At 37.5% G+C, this 15,353-nt stretch carries 19 protein-coding genes; 6 read left to right on the top strand and 13 right to left on the bottom strand.

Annotated features, from left to right (window positions below; genetic code table 11):
• Positions 1 to 6 precede the first annotated feature (6 nt).
• From deoB to spoIIM, 5 genes are all read right to left on the bottom strand, one after another.
• Positions 7 to 1,191 (bottom strand): phosphopentomutase, encoded by a 1,185-nt coding sequence (gene deoB, locus IEV41_RS00435; RefSeq protein WP_188386497.1) that lies wholly within the window; start codon positions 1,189 to 1,191, stop codon positions 7 to 9.
• A gap of 274 nt (positions 1,192 to 1,465) precedes the next feature.
• Positions 1,466 to 2,356, bottom strand: a complete 891-nt coding sequence (gene xerD / locus IEV41_RS00430) for a site-specific tyrosine recombinase XerD (RefSeq protein ID WP_188386496.1) — start codon at positions 2,354 to 2,356, stop codon at positions 1,466 to 1,468.
• A 7-nt stretch (positions 2,357 to 2,363) separates the two neighbouring features.
• Entirely contained in the window at positions 2,364 to 2,588 is a 225-nt protein-coding gene (locus tag IEV41_RS00425; RefSeq protein WP_188386495.1) for a DUF4227 family protein, read from the bottom strand.
• A gap of 165 nt (positions 2,589 to 2,753) precedes the next feature.
• Positions 2,754 to 3,206 carry a ferric iron uptake transcriptional regulator gene (gene fur, locus IEV41_RS00420; protein ID WP_188386494.1) on the bottom strand — a complete coding sequence of 151 codons (453 nt, stop codon included), beginning with the start codon at positions 3,204 to 3,206 and terminating at the stop codon, positions 2,754 to 2,756.
• Positions 3,207 to 3,297: 91 nt separating this feature from the next.
• Positions 3,298 to 3,945: a stage II sporulation protein M gene (spoIIM, locus tag IEV41_RS00415; RefSeq protein WP_188386493.1), complete on the bottom strand. Its 648-nt coding sequence runs from the start codon at positions 3,943 to 3,945 to the stop codon at positions 3,298 to 3,300.
• A 101-nt stretch (positions 3,946 to 4,046) separates the two neighbouring features.
• On the opposite strand from spoIIM, the gene IEV41_RS00410 reads away from it, so the two are divergent.
• A complete protein-coding gene (locus IEV41_RS00410; RefSeq protein ID WP_188386492.1) occupies positions 4,047 to 4,628 on the top strand; it encodes a GNAT family N-acetyltransferase in 582 nt (193 codons plus the stop codon).
• A gap of 244 nt (positions 4,629 to 4,872) precedes the next feature.
• On the opposite strand, the gene IEV41_RS00405 is transcribed toward IEV41_RS00410, so the two are convergent.
• The 4 genes from IEV41_RS00405 to IEV41_RS00390 all read right to left on the bottom strand — a co-directional run bounded on the left by IEV41_RS00405 (position 4,873) and on the right by IEV41_RS00390 (position 8,652).
• A complete protein-coding gene (locus IEV41_RS00405) occupies positions 4,873 to 5,484 on the bottom strand; it encodes an alpha/beta hydrolase (protein ID WP_188386491.1) in 612 nt (203 codons plus the stop codon).
• A 109-nt stretch (positions 5,485 to 5,593) separates the two neighbouring features.
• Positions 5,594 to 6,202, bottom strand: a complete 609-nt coding sequence (locus IEV41_RS00400; protein WP_188386490.1) for a flavin reductase family protein — start codon at positions 6,200 to 6,202, stop codon at positions 5,594 to 5,596.
• A gap of 22 nt (positions 6,203 to 6,224) precedes the next feature.
• Positions 6,225 to 7,163 (bottom strand): ring-cleaving dioxygenase, encoded by a 939-nt coding sequence (locus IEV41_RS00395; RefSeq protein ID WP_188386489.1) that lies wholly within the window; start codon positions 7,161 to 7,163, stop codon positions 6,225 to 6,227.
• A gap of 946 nt (positions 7,164 to 8,109) precedes the next feature.
• Positions 8,110 to 8,652 (bottom strand): NUDIX hydrolase, encoded by a 543-nt coding sequence (locus tag IEV41_RS00390; protein ID WP_188386488.1) that lies wholly within the window; start codon positions 8,650 to 8,652, stop codon positions 8,110 to 8,112.
• A gap of 75 nt (positions 8,653 to 8,727) precedes the next feature.
• On the opposite strand from IEV41_RS00390, the gene mciZ reads away from it, so the two are divergent.
• The 3 genes from mciZ (at position 8,728) to IEV41_RS00375 (ending at position 10,542) form a co-directional block, all read left to right on the top strand.
• Positions 8,728 to 8,862 (top strand): Z-ring formation inhibitor MciZ, encoded by a 135-nt coding sequence (gene mciZ / locus IEV41_RS00385; protein WP_188386487.1) that lies wholly within the window; start codon positions 8,728 to 8,730, stop codon positions 8,860 to 8,862.
• Positions 8,863 to 8,912: 50 nt separating this feature from the next.
• Positions 8,913 to 9,821 carry an aldo/keto reductase gene (locus tag IEV41_RS00380; RefSeq protein ID WP_188386486.1) on the top strand — a complete coding sequence of 303 codons (909 nt, stop codon included), beginning with the start codon at positions 8,913 to 8,915 and terminating at the stop codon, positions 9,819 to 9,821.
• Positions 9,822 to 9,990: 169 nt separating this feature from the next.
• On the top strand, positions 9,991 to 10,542 hold the full coding sequence (locus tag IEV41_RS00375; RefSeq protein WP_188386485.1) for a thioredoxin family protein: 552 nt from the start codon (positions 9,991 to 9,993) through the stop codon (positions 10,540 to 10,542).
• A gap of 23 nt (positions 10,543 to 10,565) precedes the next feature.
• Here the strand turns inward: IEV41_RS00375 and IEV41_RS00370 are convergent, their stop codons facing one another.
• From IEV41_RS00370 to IEV41_RS00360, 3 genes are all read right to left on the bottom strand, one after another.
• Positions 10,566 to 11,087 (bottom strand): GrpB family protein, encoded by a 522-nt coding sequence (locus tag IEV41_RS00370; RefSeq protein WP_188386484.1) that lies wholly within the window; start codon positions 11,085 to 11,087, stop codon positions 10,566 to 10,568.
• Positions 11,088 to 11,180: 93 nt separating this feature from the next.
• A complete protein-coding gene (locus tag IEV41_RS00365; RefSeq protein ID WP_188386483.1) occupies positions 11,181 to 12,008 on the bottom strand; it encodes a polymer-forming cytoskeletal protein in 828 nt (275 codons plus the stop codon).
• A 13-nt stretch (positions 12,009 to 12,021) separates the two neighbouring features.
• The gene (locus IEV41_RS00360; protein ID WP_188386482.1) at positions 12,022 to 12,645 is read right to left on the bottom strand and encodes a DUF4004 family protein; all 624 of its coding nucleotides are present in this window, start codon (positions 12,643 to 12,645) and stop codon (positions 12,022 to 12,024) included.
• Between the two features lie 297 nt (positions 12,646 to 12,942).
• Here IEV41_RS00360 and IEV41_RS00355 point away from each other — a divergent pair, with 297 nt between their 5' ends.
• Positions 12,943 to 14,403, top strand: coding sequence for an NAD(P)/FAD-dependent oxidoreductase (locus IEV41_RS00355; protein WP_188386481.1), 1,461 nt, complete (start codon positions 12,943 to 12,945; stop codon positions 14,401 to 14,403).
• A gap of 43 nt (positions 14,404 to 14,446) precedes the next feature.
• Here IEV41_RS00355 and IEV41_RS00350 read toward each other — a convergent pair whose 3' ends face one another.
• The gene (locus IEV41_RS00350) at positions 14,447 to 14,695 is read right to left on the bottom strand and encodes a YqkE family protein (RefSeq protein ID WP_188386480.1); all 249 of its coding nucleotides are present in this window, start codon (positions 14,693 to 14,695) and stop codon (positions 14,447 to 14,449) included.
• Positions 14,696 to 14,866: 171 nt separating this feature from the next.
• Here IEV41_RS00350 and IEV41_RS00345 point away from each other — a divergent pair, with 171 nt between their 5' ends.
• A complete protein-coding gene (locus IEV41_RS00345) occupies positions 14,867 to 15,079 on the top strand; it encodes a CDGSH iron-sulfur domain-containing protein (protein WP_188386479.1) in 213 nt (70 codons plus the stop codon).
• Positions 15,080 to 15,353: the final 274 nt, after the last annotated feature.

Raw genomic sequence — 15,353 nt, 5'->3', positions numbered from 1 at the left:
CCCCTCCTACTTTAATTCCCCTAAGAAACTCTTTCCATGTTTTGGTAACGAAACGTTGAAGTTATCTGCGATTGTTGCGCCGATATCTGCAAATGTTTCACGAAGTGATAATTCTTTTCCTTCTGCCATACTTGGACTATATACAAGTAACGGCACATACTCACGTGTATGGTCTGTACCTGGATGAACAGGATCATTACCGTGGTCTGCTGTAATGATTAATAAATCATCTTCTTGTAATTTCTCTACTACTTCCGCAAGGCGTACATCATACTCTTGTAATGCTTCCCCGTACCCTTGTGGGTCACGACGATGTCCGTAAAGTGCATCGAAGTCAACTAAGTTTACGAAGCTAAGACCTGTGAAGTCCATGTCTAATGTCTCGTTTAACTTATCCATTCCATCCATGTTCGATACTGTACGAAGTGACTTCGTTACACCTTCACCATCATAGATGTCTGAGATTTTACCGATTGCGATAACGTCTAAGTTGTTATCTTGTAACTCATTCATTACTGTATGACCGAATGGCTTTAATGCGTAGTCATGACGGTTAGCTGTACGCTTCCAATTTCCTGCTTCGCCAAGGAATGGACGGGCGATAACACGACCTACCATATATTTCGGATCTAACGTTAACTCACGAGCGATTTTGCAGTACTCGTATAATTCGTCAATTGATACAACATCTTCATGTGCTGCAATTTGGAATACAGAGTCTGCTGATGTGTAGACGATTAACGCGCCTGTCTTCACATGCTCTTCGCCTAACTCATCTAAAATTTCTGTTCCTGATGCTGGCTTGTTTCCAATTACTTTGCGACCAGTACGAGCTTCAAATTCGTTAATTAACTCATCTGGGAACCCTTCTGGGAATGCTTGGAATGGTTGATCAATGCGTAAGCCCATGATCTCCCAGTGTCCTGTCATTGTATCTTTACCTGCTGATACTTCTTGCATTTTTGTATAGTAAGCCATTGGCTTGTTTGCTTTTTCAATTCCTTTAATTTCACGAATGTTACTTAAACCTAACTTCGCCATGTTTGGCATGTGTAGGCCATTCATATGGTCTGCAATATGTCCTAATGTATCTGAACCTTTGTCGCCGTACTTATCGGCATCTGGTGCTTCACCAATTCCTACTGAATCCATTACGATTAAAAATACACGTTTGTATGAATACTTGCTCATACGTATCCCTCCATTACATCACAGCTGTTTTCTATTTTTATATTATCGACAATTCGTTATTATACTATTACATCTCAAATGAGAAACATTACGTATGATGTCTGACAACTAGAGTATACGCCCGCAAAGATAGTTTTGCAAGCGTTTTACAAAAATTCGTTTTAATAAATTTTAAGCGTTTTCTTTTTGTTCACATCTTTGAGAAATGTATCTTTTTGCCGAGCCTTTACTATATCATACTTAACTAGACATGTGGTAATAACTCCGAATATTATTACGCTCTCGGATGAAATTGTTTGTATACATCACTAAGTCTTGCTTTTGATACATGTGTATAGATTTGCGTCGTCGAAATATCCGCGTGACCAAGCATTTCTTGCACAGCACGTAAGTCAGCACCGTTCTCTAACAAGTGCGTCGCAAACGAATGGCGCAACGTATGCGGTGTTAATTCTTTTTCAATCTTCGCTTCCTTCGTGAGTTTCTTTAATATTTTCCAAAACCCTTGCCTAGATAAACGATTGCCATGGTGATTTAAAAACAATGCATCATTCGTCTTTTTACCAAGTAGCTCACGTCGTCCATGCTGTAAATATTTCTCTACTGCTTCTGTCGCTAATCTCCCAATCGGGATAATACGTTCTTTCTTCCCTTTACCTAAGCAGCGAACAAATCCCATTGTTGTATGTATATCAGATAAATCTAAATTAATAAGCTCCGATACTCGTAAGCCTGTTGCATATAATAACTCTAACATCGCCTTATCGCGCATCCCAAATCCACCTGTATCTTTCGGAGCTTGTAGTAACGCCTCTACTTCTTCTATATTCAATACTTTAGGAAGCTGCCTTTCTCCTTGCGGTGTTTCAATATGCACAGTTGGATCGGTTGTCACTACTTGCTCACGTAACAGAAAATGATGGAACGAACGAACCGATGCAATATGTCTTGCTAGCGTCTTCGCAGAATGGCCTTGCTCCTTTAAATATTTCAAATAATGCAAAATCGAGAATCTCGTCACATCTTTCCACGCCGTTATACTCTCTATATTCTGCAAGTACATCGTATACTTCTTCAAATCACGTTCATACGAAACAATCGTGTTCTCCGCTAGACCTCTCTCTACCATGATATAATGGATAAAATCTTTTAACTCATTCTCCATTCAACCACTACTCTCCCTTTTCATAAAAGAACATCATACGATGAACAAAATCCACTCCTTCATCCATACTAGTACTCGCCTTAATAGACGATTGATTCGGTTCATCATATCGACGATAATTTTGGTATTCTTGATGTATCCATGAAATGCTAATATAAAACAAAATCGTACATCCAGTGAACAACAAAACGACCTTCAGTCCTTCTATTAATAGACTTCTCTTTTTTTTCATTTATTCATTCCAACTTTCTCTTCATATAGTATAACGCATCCCTTTCATATGGGACTACTTGTTACTACAACATATGCCAACAAAATGGCATTTTATACGTATACGAAGAGAAAGTTTATGTACCTAGAAAAAATAGAAAAACCTCTCCCGTTAAAATGGAAAAGGTTATTTTTGTCCGTCATCTTCTTGACAACGATGGCATATACCATAGAATGTTAGTCGATGGTCCTTCACTTGGAATTTCCATGTCGTTTCAACAGCTTTCTCCACGTCAGAAAGCAAGTATTCTTCAACTTCATCCACAGCTCCGCACTCTGTACAAATTAAATGATGATGGAAATGAGTTGCTCCTTCATGGCGTAAATCATAACGGGATACGCCATCACCGAAGTTAATTTTATCTACTATTTTCAATTCTGTTAATAACTCAAGTGTTCGATAAACAGTTGCCAAGCCAATCTCTGGCGACTTTTCTTTCACAAGGAGGTACACATCTTCCGCACTTAAATGATCTTCTTCGTGCTCAAGAAGCACTCGAACAGTTGCCTCGCGCTGTGGTGTTAATTTATAACTAGCTGTTTGTAAATGCTTCTTAATTGCTTCTATTCGCTTCTCCATTTTAGTCTTCACTCCTCCCACGTCGCTTATTTTACTATTATACCAAAAGAAGCGTCGCTTGCAAAAGAAAATAATTGTTACTACTTAATATTTATTCTTTTATAATATCGAAGACCCCTTTCATAAAATACGGAGAAGCAAATGCTTCAAATAACGATGCACACAGAAGAAACACACCGACTAATGTAAATACAGCCGTATATCTCATTAAGAAAGGAAGAAAGGACACAGACTTTCGATTAATAAAATGTTGGCGAATTAATTTCATCGAACAACTTACCGCAAGCGTACTTACAATAATATAGAGCGGGATAATTAATAAATTTTGTGGTAATACCGACACAAATGACAACATGAATCCTTCCCACCCTAACTGATCAACAAGAAAACCAACTGTGAAACCAACGACAATCCCTTTTGTAAATACAAGGATTAGAATAACTGGTAAGCCAATTACAGAAATACCAAGTAACCAAATAAGTGCAATATATTTAAGATGTGAGAAGTAACTCTGCTTAAATATCTCCATCGGATCTCCTAATTTCCCTTGTGATACTTGTCCAAAGAACTGTTCTAAATAAGAAAACAACTCTTTTTTCTGATTCAAGTGAATACTATTTACAATAATGGCACCGAATACTACGCCCATTAACAACAATACACTCACAAACAAATAAATCGAAGAATGTTCTCTTATATGTAGCGTTATTCTATCTTTCAATCCTATTCTTCTCCCCATGTTTGGTTCCTCCTATTAAATCTATTAGTAGATTCTATGAGTAAAAAAGAGGAAATATGATAAAATAATGTGTAATAAATGGAAGGAAGGAGATTAACATAATGAATCCTATTCTACTAGATTTCCCAAGTTCTTTTGACACGAAACGCTTACGTATTCGCAAGCCGTTTCCAGGTGATGGAGAAGAAATTAACGCAGCTATCCGGGCTTCTATTGATGACTTAAAGCCATGGTTACCATTTGCACAAAATATTCCTGAAGTAGAAGAAACAGAAGCTAAATTTCGCGAGGCACATGCAAAATTTTTACGTCGTGAAGATCTATGCTTCCTTATTTTTGACAAGGAAACTGGGCATTTCATCGGTTCGACCGGCCTTCACCGTATTAACTGGGATATTCCGAAGTTTGAGATTGGATACTGGATTCACTCTGCCTATCGAAACAAAGGATATATGACAGAAGCCGTTGAAGGACTTTGCACATTTGCTTTCTCGAAATTACAAGCGAAGCGGCTAGAAATCCGCTGTGATTCTACTAATACTGCAAGTAGAAACGTAGCAAAACGACTAGAATTCACTTTAGAAGGCATCCTCTATCACGATAGTTTATCCGCAGACAAAAGCGAACTCCGCCATACATGCATCTATGCAAAACTAGCAGATACACCCGAAATTGTAGTATAAAAGGAGAGTAATTAGACAGTTGCACTCCCCCTACTTTCATTTCATTTAGAAGTAGGGGGAAAAATAAAAAGAAAATGATAGCATTGTTGCTACGTGAACCCCAGAAGGATTTTGTACAGAAGTTATTGCACTCACAACTTTATTTACAAATTTCCCGTTGAATCACAATTTACCTATTGTATCTAAAATTCGCTTCAATCTGAGCTTTCCAAGCTAAATTTCTTTCTATATAAAATCTTTTTTATCACACATTTAGAAACGTACGATACCACTGAGTCGCTGCTTCTACTTCACTCACAGTCAGTTGATGCCCACTATCTTCCCAATGCATTGCTACATTTGCATTTACCTTTTCTAATAACGTTTGTAACTCCTTAGATTCCATAGATGAACAAATTGGATCATTGGTTCCAGCTGCAATAAACACAGATTTACCAGATAAATCAGGAAGTTCAATTCCTCTTCTTGGTACCATAGGATGATGAAGAATAGCACCCTTTAATGCATGTTGATAATGGAATAATAAACTTGCTGCTATATTTGCTCCATTTGAATAACCAATAGCTACTATATTCCCTCTATCAAAACCATATGTTACTGCTGCTTCATCAAGAAATTCATTTAATTCTTTTGTACGAAAAATAAGATCCTCTTCATCAAAAATACCTTCTGCTAATCTTCGGAAAAAACGAGGCATTCCATTTTCTAATATACTTCCACGAACGCTTAATATAGATGCTTCATCATCAATTCTACCCGCAAGTGGTAATAAATCTAGTTCATTCCCACCTGTACCATGAAGTAATAATAATGTTGGTCTCGATAAATCTTTCCCTTTATGAAAAATATGTTTCATTATTTATCCCCTTCCAAAACTCTAACCTCAATAGGAGGTAGGATTTCTTCTAATTCTTCCCTTTTTGATTCTAACCACGATGGTAACATAAACTTTTTGCTCAGTTCCTTTATTTCGGTCTTTCAATAGAAAACATCTCACCTATTTTCGCATAATGATGACCTGCCAACCGGCTCACTGCTCCCAATCTTTTCGGATCGATTCTTCCCTTTTCATAAATCTCATTATCAATATGAAATTGAATTACTTTTCCTATAATCAAATCACACCCAGGAGAATCCGAACCTCCTAATTCTAAGGAGTGCTCTAATACACACTCCATTCGAACTTTAGCCTCTTGTACCCCTGGTACAGAAATCCGTTCACTCTCTACAATTGTAAAATTCGCCAACTCAACTTCACTTTGATTAGAAGGCAAATTAGCTGCCGTTTTATTCACCATTTCTACATTTTGTTCATCGACAACATGAACGACAAATTCCTTACTAGCGAGAATATTTTTTGCTGTATCTTTTTGTCTACCCTCTGACCGTTGAATTGCTAGCGAAATCATTGGGGGATTAGAGGAAACAATATTAAAATAACTAAAAGGTGCACCATTTAAAACATGTTCCCCTGAGATGGTAGTAACAAAAGCAATTGGTCTTGGAATAATACTTCCAATTAGGAGTTTATAATTTTCTCTTTCAGTATTTTCTAATGGATTTATCGATAGCAAAGAAATCATTCCTTTCTTGAAATTAATCTAACTCTTTTACTTCAAATGATAGTAATACGCGTTCAATCTGTTTTCTATTTGACTCATATTGTTTAGGTAACATTAATTTCTCACCCATAGTTTCTTTGGATTCATCATGTGCGAATCCCGGAGGATCAGTTGCAATTTCAAACAAAATTTCCCCATGCTCTCTAAAATAAATAGCATTAAAATAATTTCTGTCTTGTACAGGAGTAACACCGTATCCATAACGTGAAACATGTTCTTTCCAATCTAATTGATCTTGATCATCGCTAGCGCGCCATGCAATATGGTGAACGGTACCTACACCCATCTGTCCACGACCAATAGAAGTTAATTTTAGATCAATAACATTTCCAATCTCAGCTGAAGAACGGAAGCGAACAAAATCTCCTTCTTCTTCAATTCGCTCTAACCCCATGACCTGTTCTAACAACTCTGCAGTTTTGCTAGGTTGTGCAGATAAAAGAACGGCTCCACCAAATCCTTTAATCGCTACGTTAGGGGTTACTTCACCAAAACTCCAAGTATTTAATTCCCCTTCTTCTCTCTCAACAATTTCTAAATGCAAACCGTGAGGATCATCAAACTCTAAGTACTGTTCTCCAAAGCGAGTCATTTTTGTATATGCAATATTAAACGTTCCTAATCTCTTTTCCCAAAATCCCATAGCTCCTTTCGGAACAACATAAGAAGTTACTCCTACTTGACCATCTCCAATGATTCCTTGACGAGCACCTGCCTCCGGGAAGAAAGTGATAATTGTTCCTGGTTTTCCTCCCCCATCGCCAAAGTAAAGGTGATACGTTTCTGGATCATCAAAGTTAACCGTTTGTTTAACTAAACGTAGCCCTAAAACCCCTGCATAAAAATCGACATTCTCTTGTGGATGACCTACGATTGCTGTAATATGATGAATCCCCATTGTTTTTTTACTCATTTTGCGCACTCCTCTATGTGTTTTTGTTTATCTAATGGAATATAAATCTTAAATAATCTACTACTTAATTTTGTATTTCTAACATGATTAAATACATATAATCGTATTTAATCTTTAATTAAATATTCTCGAGTTTGAGATATATAAGAAAAATAATCTTGAATTCGAGATTTATTATAGAACTTAAAAAATCAATTGTCAATGGATTAGGTTTTATTTATCAAGAGAAAACCTTTTAATTTTTGAAATCCCCCACTTTAAAATTAACGTGGGAACTTGTCCTTCCAACCATATTTAAAACGCTCATTGTCTGTACGCATACTTTCTTGAAAACCAAAAACTCCCTTATAATTTTTCGATATTCGGGGTAAGTCTTTTCTTTTCCGTCCCAGCTATACTCTCCAAATCAAGCGAAATATCTAATATATTTTTAGCCCCTAATCATACAATTACTCACATACTAAAACAATAACGATTGATATCAACATAAAACTAACAGACGCACAACATTTTCTTGAACGATGCTATAAACTAGACAAAGCATCTACATATATAATGTTTGAACCTACCGAAAGAAAAACAACCCTTGAAGAACAACTAGTAGATATACAAGATGCGCTAGAGAAAGACACGTCTACTACATTCATATGTCTAGTAAATAATGAAGCGGCATTAGCTCTTTACACAAAAATAGGCTTCAAAATAGAAAGTATAAAAAACATTCACTGATTATGAAAGATCAATATTACATGGAAAAACCGCTTGATAAATAACAAAAATAAAGCTAAAGACATTGCATCTTTAGCTTTATTTCACGTAGGCATCGTCCCTCAATATGCATGTGTGCCAATATAGAAAGGGGGTTTGAGAAGAATCAACCTCTTCTCCCTATCTATCTTATTCGGACAAGTAGAAAAGGTGTAGCCCTTTTATTATTTTGATAAAACTACCTATTTTTTAAGAGCAGATACTGAAGCGCATAGACTGTCTTCGCATCGTGAATCTTTCCCTCTTTCATTAACACTGCTGCTTCTTCTAATGTTACTTCTAATAACTCTACAAACTCATCTTCATCAAGCGAAGCTGCATTTTCTTTCTTACGTAACCCCTTCGCCTCAAAAATATGAATGTATTCATCTGCGAAACCTGGTGACGTATAAAACGATGTTACATGCTCCATTTCTTCACATACGTACCCTGTTTCTTCTTCTAATTCGCGACCAGCTGTTACAATCGGCTCTTCTCCTGGTTCTAACTTCCCAGCTGGAATTTCCATTAGCGTGCGCTCCATTGCTTTACGGAACTGTTCTACAAGCACTAACTTCCCTTCATCTGTCATCGCAATAATCGCTACTGCACCGGGATGCTTTACAATTTCACGCTTTCCTTTCTTTCCATCTGGAAGTTCTACTTCATCTACTTGCAATGAAATCACTCTTCCAGTAAAAATCGGTGTCGTTGCTATTGTTTTTTCTTCAAATTTTTTCATGAGAACAAAACCTCGCGTTCTAAAGAATCTACTTTCTTCATACATTCTACCACAAATACATGTGGAGGAATTCGGATGAAAATATATCTTTTTGAAAAAAGCATGACATTAGTTGGCAAAGCGTGGGAAATTAAACTTGCGTTAAAAGAATACGGAAAACAACATACAACTGTACAGGCTTTACTTAATACGAAGAAGAAGGAGACGTAAATTGCACCTCCTTCTCTCTCACGTTACAATGAGAGAAGGAGGTGTTTTTTATGCAAAAACGCAAACTAGGACATTCTGACTTATTCATCAGCGAAATTAGCCTTGGTACGATGTCACTTGGTACAGAGAAAGAAAAGGCAATTTCGATTATCGATACAGCACTTGACCAAGGAATTAACTATTTAGATACAGCGGATTTATACGATTACGGCTTAAATGAAGAATTTGTCGGAGAAGCAATCAAACATAAACGCCACGACATTATTCTAGCAACAAAAGGTGGAAACCGCTGGACAGAAGTACAAGACGGCTGGTCATGGGATTCTTCGAAACGCTATTTAAAAGAAGCCGTAAAGAGTAGCTTACGTCGCTTACAAACAGACTATATCGACTTATATCAACTACACGGTGGTACACTTGACGATAACATCGACGAAACAATTGAAGCATTTGAAGAATTAACGAAAGAAGGAATCATTCGTTATTACGGCATTTCATCTATTCGTCCTAATGTTATTCGTGAATATATGAAACGTTCTTCCATTGTATCTGTCATGATGCAATACAACATGTTAGACCGCCGTCCAGAAGAATTATTCCCTCTGTTCGAACAACATAACGTAAGCATTATCGCAAGAGGGGCACTTGCCAAAGGGCTACTAACAAGTAAACAAAAGATGAAGCCATCTGTACAAGAAAAAGGATACTTAACATACACGCCAGAGGAGTTAGCAGAAATAGTTCATGCCTTAACACACGTACAAGAAGAACGCCCACTAGAAGAAACAGCAATTAATTATTGCTTAGCAAACAACGTTGTCGGAACAGTAATTGCTGGTGCAAGTCGTAATGAACAAATCATCGCGAACGTACAGGCCACTACTCATCCACTACACAAAGGGACATACGAACGTATTCAAGCAATCACGAAGCAAGATACATATACAACACACCGTTAAGTTAGTTTTTTGAAGAAGAAGGGTCGTTCATACACATAACTCCTACGGGAATAGTGAGGAAGAGAGACCTCATAGACTTGCCCTGGAGGCTCGCTCTCGTCCGCGAAAAGCGTCCACTCGGAGTGCAGTGAATATAAACAACCTAATCATATAAAAGGAGGAAATAAATATGTTACAAAACTGGTTTGAAAAAGGAATGACGTTTGAACAGTATGTAGAGAAAATGGAAGTAAACAAAGAGGAACTGTTAACAATTTATAATCAAACAGCGTTAACAGAAGAAGAACACGCCTTTTTTGTAGGATTAACAAACAAACCAACAAAAGTAATTGTATTGGCTGCCGATTGGTGCGGCGATGCATTATTATGTATCCCTGTTATGAAACGTATCATGGAAGCAACAGCAACAGACATGCGACTACTTATTCGTGATGAGAATTTAGAGTTGATGGATCAATATTTAACAAACGGGACAGCACGCGCCATTCCAATCTTCATCTTCATGGATAACGAAGGAACAGAACTAGCAGTATGGGGACCACGCTCTGCTTATGTACAAGACTTAGTAATATCCCTTCGCAGTGCACTACCACCAAAAGATACACCAGACTTCGAAGCGAAAGTAAAAGAAGTACACCACACAATGAAAGATAAATTCCTTCATGATAAAACAATGACCGACTCTGTTATTAAAAGCGTTCAAGAAAAGTTCATGAGTTAATACGAAAGAAGCAGATAATGTCCTCACGGCTTATCTGCTTCTTTCGTCCATTGTTCTACTTTTCGATCAATCTTGTTAAGCAATACTTTTTTCTCTTCCGTATACTTCTGTCTATCTTGCTGATATCTCTCTGCTAATTCTTCTTTTTGGCAAGCATAACGCTCTGCTTCCTCTCGGTTCGCAATCATAAATTCTCGAAATATTAGATGGCGCTCGATTTGTTTATTTCCTTGTTGGAAGATGTGCAAATGATAACTACAGTTCCCACCGTCTTTCATGAAGAAACAACGCCCTTGTCCATTCCGTTCGCCTAATGCCTCATACCCAATACGTGCAAGCCTATTCTTCCCGTCACACATGTCATCCAAGTTCTCAACGACCATCAACAAATCAATAATTGGTGTTGATGGCATACCTGGAATAGATGTACTTCCTATATGATAAATACGATATTGCTTTTCTACTGTATCCTTAATTAACTTCGCTTCCTCTTGAAATAACCGCTCCCATCTTTTCTCGTATGGGATTATTTCCACTTGCTCCATATGTTCACCTACCTCACTATTACTTATTTTTCACATTGGTAAGTAGAACATACAAAAAAATCAGCGAGTATTCTCCGCTGATTTGTCTCTTCCTTATAACTTCGTCTCTTTCTCCACTTTTCCACCGTCTACTACTTCAAGAGAATCTTTGTATTCAACCGTACCAATTGAACAGCCTTTACCGATGAAAATTTTGTTTCCACGTACAATTTGTGCTGTCGTATCTTCTAAGTAAATTTCATCACCTTCAATCATTTCTGCTGTAAATGTATTCGTAGTTGGGAAGAAAGATTTCACCATTCTCATAACAAAATTACCAATTACAGAACCTTGTTTAATCGTAATTTTCTCGCCGCCAATTTCTTTCACACGACTGTTACCATTTACGCGAATATTTAATTCCCCAACATTTAACGAGCCATCAATGCGAAGCGCACCATTTACGTCTAACTTCTCCACTTCTGCATTTCCACCTATTTTTAAATCCCCACTACAATCTACTAGTTCTCCGTACACACCACCTACAACATGAATACTTCCGCTTACATGTAACTGTTTAACTTTCGCATCTCCCTCAATTTTCAACGCTCCGCTTGCTTTCGCTTCTTCTGCTGTTAATGTTTTGTCAACTTTCGTACTACCGCTCACTTTGAAATACTTAGCGTTTACATTCCCAAGCACTCTTCCCGATCCACTAATCGATACTTTCTCTGCTGTAACATCGCCTTCTACTTTTCCAGACCCGCTACTTGATAATTCATTACACGTGACATCTCCAACAATTTTTCCACTTCCTGCAATTTTCACCTCATCATAATCTCCACCGCCAGCTTGACCAGCGCCTGCCATTTTGATGCTTCCCTTTTTCACAGTTGTACCACCCGTTTGGACATTTCCATTCGTCATATTCTCTTTTTCCATTTCCTTCATCCTCCTACGTTAATTTTGTTTTAATAACTTCAATAGAACGCGACAATGATAATTGAATGACTTTCTTTGTTCCCGGCTGCAAATAGACTGTGTCACTTTCTTTTTTCAATAACCAGAAGCCTACACCAAGTTGACGTATAAATAGAAGTTCTAACTGCTCTTGTTCAATTTGTTCATGATGTTGAATTAAAAACTGTAACATCTCCTTACTCTCTGCCAAGCTTACTTCATTGGACTTCAATACAGATTCGAATACATACATAGACAATATATCAAAGAATGACAATTCCTCTTTCATCGCGAAAAATGGCTCACATAACGATAAGACATCCTCTGAAACAATGTTTCGCTCTAAAATAATTTCTTTCGTTAATTTTATTGGTGCGAGTGTTGGAGAGAATGCCTCTGCAATATCATCCAATGATAAATCGTCTTTCAAATCAATAATTCGCTGTATACGTGATAATATTTTTTCTTTCGGGAAATACGTCTCTTGCCCGGTAAAGCTTGATTTCTTAATAAACCATTCTTCCGGAATTAAGTTCTTCCGCTTCCAACGATACAATTGTCCGTACGTAATCCCTGTCTCCATCAATAAATCTTTCTTCGAAATATAACTACTGTCCATCTTATCCTCCTCCCAACTGACGTAACATAACATTGTTACACTATTGATATGATTGTATCATAAAAACGTGAATAGTCAAATGATTATTTTCAGAAAATTACACCCACTTAATCCGACACATAAATAGTGATAACCATGAACCTTATCAGTGAAAAAACGAATTAAAAACCCTTAAAAACACGAACATTTTTTTAAAAAAAATAATTAACGTTCATATTTTATGTTGACTCCCAAGCTTTTCCTATGCTACTCTTTCTATGGGTTATGAGTTGAATTTATTGTTTTGGAGGAACGAAAATGACAAATATGTATGATGTAATTGTAGTAGGGGCAGGTCCAGCAGGGATTTTTACTTGTTATGAATTAACACGCAAGATGCCAGAAGCGAACATTCTATTAGTCGATAAAGGCCATGATATATATTTACGTAGATGTCCGATTTTACAAAAGAAAATTCAAAAGTGTCCACCTTCATCAGGACGCAAAGATTTTGCAGGGTGTGTTCCAGCATGTTCAATTACAAATGGATTTGGCGGAGCTGGTGCGTATTCAGATGGTAAATTTAATATCACAACAGAATTTGGTGGTTGGATGACCGATTATTTACCGAATCGTACAGTATTAGACCTAATTCAATACGTAGATGAAATTAACCTTGAGCATGGTGCAACACAATCTATTACGGATCCACTAACAGAGGAAGTTCGCCAAATTGAGAAGCGTGGTTATGCAGCAGGTTTGAAGTTACTACGTGCACAAGTACGTCACTTAGGTACAGAACAAAACCTCGAAATTTTAAAAAGCATTTATGAATACTTAAAAACGCGTATTACGATGATGTACAAAGCAGAAGTAGCTGACTTACTGACAGAAAAAACAGATGAAGGCTACGCAATTAACGGTATCGTTCTGAAAAAAGGCGAAGAAATCCATGCGAAGAAAGTTGTGATTGTACCAGGTCGTGACGGTTCACATTGGTTATCACAAATCTTAAAGAAACGCCGTCTCAAAATGACTGCGAACCAAGTAGATGTTGGTGTACGTGTTGAAACATCAAATGTCGTGATGGAAGAAATTAATAAACATTTATACGAAGGAAAGTTCGTTTTCAATACGTCTGTTGGGACGAAAGTTCGTACATTCTGTAGCAACCCTTCTGGTCATGTTGTTGTCGAAAACCATTCAGGTATTATGACTGCAAATGGTCATGCATACAAAGATCCTGCACTCGGTAGTGAAAACACGAACTTTGCCTTACTTGTATCACATCAATTTTCAGAACCGTTCGACCAACCAAACGAATATGCACATGAGGTATCTCGTCTTGCAAACAAACTATCAAGTGGAAGTGTTATCGTTCAGAAATACGGAGATATTTTACGTGGACGACGTACAACAGAAAAGCGCTTGAAAGAAGGATTCCTCTCTCCTACATTAGAAGAAGCTGTTCCTGGTGACTTAGGCCTTGTTCTTCCATTCAATACGATGAAGAGCTTAATTGAAATGGTTGAAGCGTTAGACCATGTCACACCTGGAATCGCATCTGAACATACGTTATTTTATGGTGTCGAAGCGAAGTTCTACTCCGCTCGCCCAAAACTAAATGATAAATTCGAAACAGAAATTTCAGGGCTATATGTTGGTGGTGACGGCGCAGGTATTACACGTGGCTTAGCACAAGCAAGTGCATGTGGTGTATGGATTGCACGAGATATTATCCATCAATTAGCCGAAACGAAAGAAGCTGTCTATGCATAAAGAAAAGCAGGCACGAGAATCACCATCTCATGCCTGCTTTCGTTTATTTAAATTCTTTCCACGATAAGCTACTTTCGTTAAATAGCTCTTCGAATGACTTATTCTTCTCGCGTTGACGTGCTTCTTCTTTTTTGCGTGCAATCGCTTGTTCTTGACGCTTCTCTTCTACGTCGACTAATTGCTTTTTCTTTTCTTTTAACTGTTGTAGAAGTGCACTATTTAACTGATCGCCTAAGCTAATCGTTTCCTTTTCTTGTTTCGGTAATTGTGGCTGTTTTCTCTTCTTTGCCATTGTTTCATCCCTTCCCTTCAAACATGCTAGACAACAAATATACAATCGTCTATCATAAGGCTACGTCTATTACTCTCATTATACATAATACATGTATTCTTCAAAAGGGATTTTCACCCCTCTTATAGAACAATACTAGACGTAGACAACAATTCAAAGGGAGGATTTTGTATGTCTGAAGAAGTAATTATTAAGGTAAATAATAACGGGTCGTTTCGTGTGACTGGACCTGTTAAGCTGGTAGATGCAGAGGGCAATGCATTTCCAGAGAAAAAAGCTTTCTCCTTATGTCGATGTGGGCTATCGGCAAGTATGCCATACTGTGACGGCAATCATAAGGGCAAATTCGAATCTGTTGTGCAAGCACCGAAAGAAGAAGAGTAAGAAAGCGAGAGATTGTCACATCGACAATCTCTTTTTCTATCTTCGAAGCAATATTTATGACAATCAGAATGTTTCGACCACTTACATATTGGCTATAACAAATAATAAAAAGAGGTTTTTCACCAAAAGACGGGCGTATCATATGCACTGCACTCCGAGTGGACGCTTTCCGCGGGCGAGAACGAGCCTCCTCGGCAGGAGTCGCCACTCTCCGTTCCGTGAATAAGCATCATTTTCATCATTAAATTACCAATATAATTTAATGATGAATCCA

This window comes from Priestia taiwanensis (genome assembly GCF_014638355.1).
Lineage (GTDB): Bacteria > Bacillota > Bacilli > Bacillales > Bacillaceae_G > Priestia_D > Priestia_D taiwanensis.
Note: the sequence above shows the minus strand (reverse complement) of the source record. Positions and strands in the feature narration are given on the sequence as shown.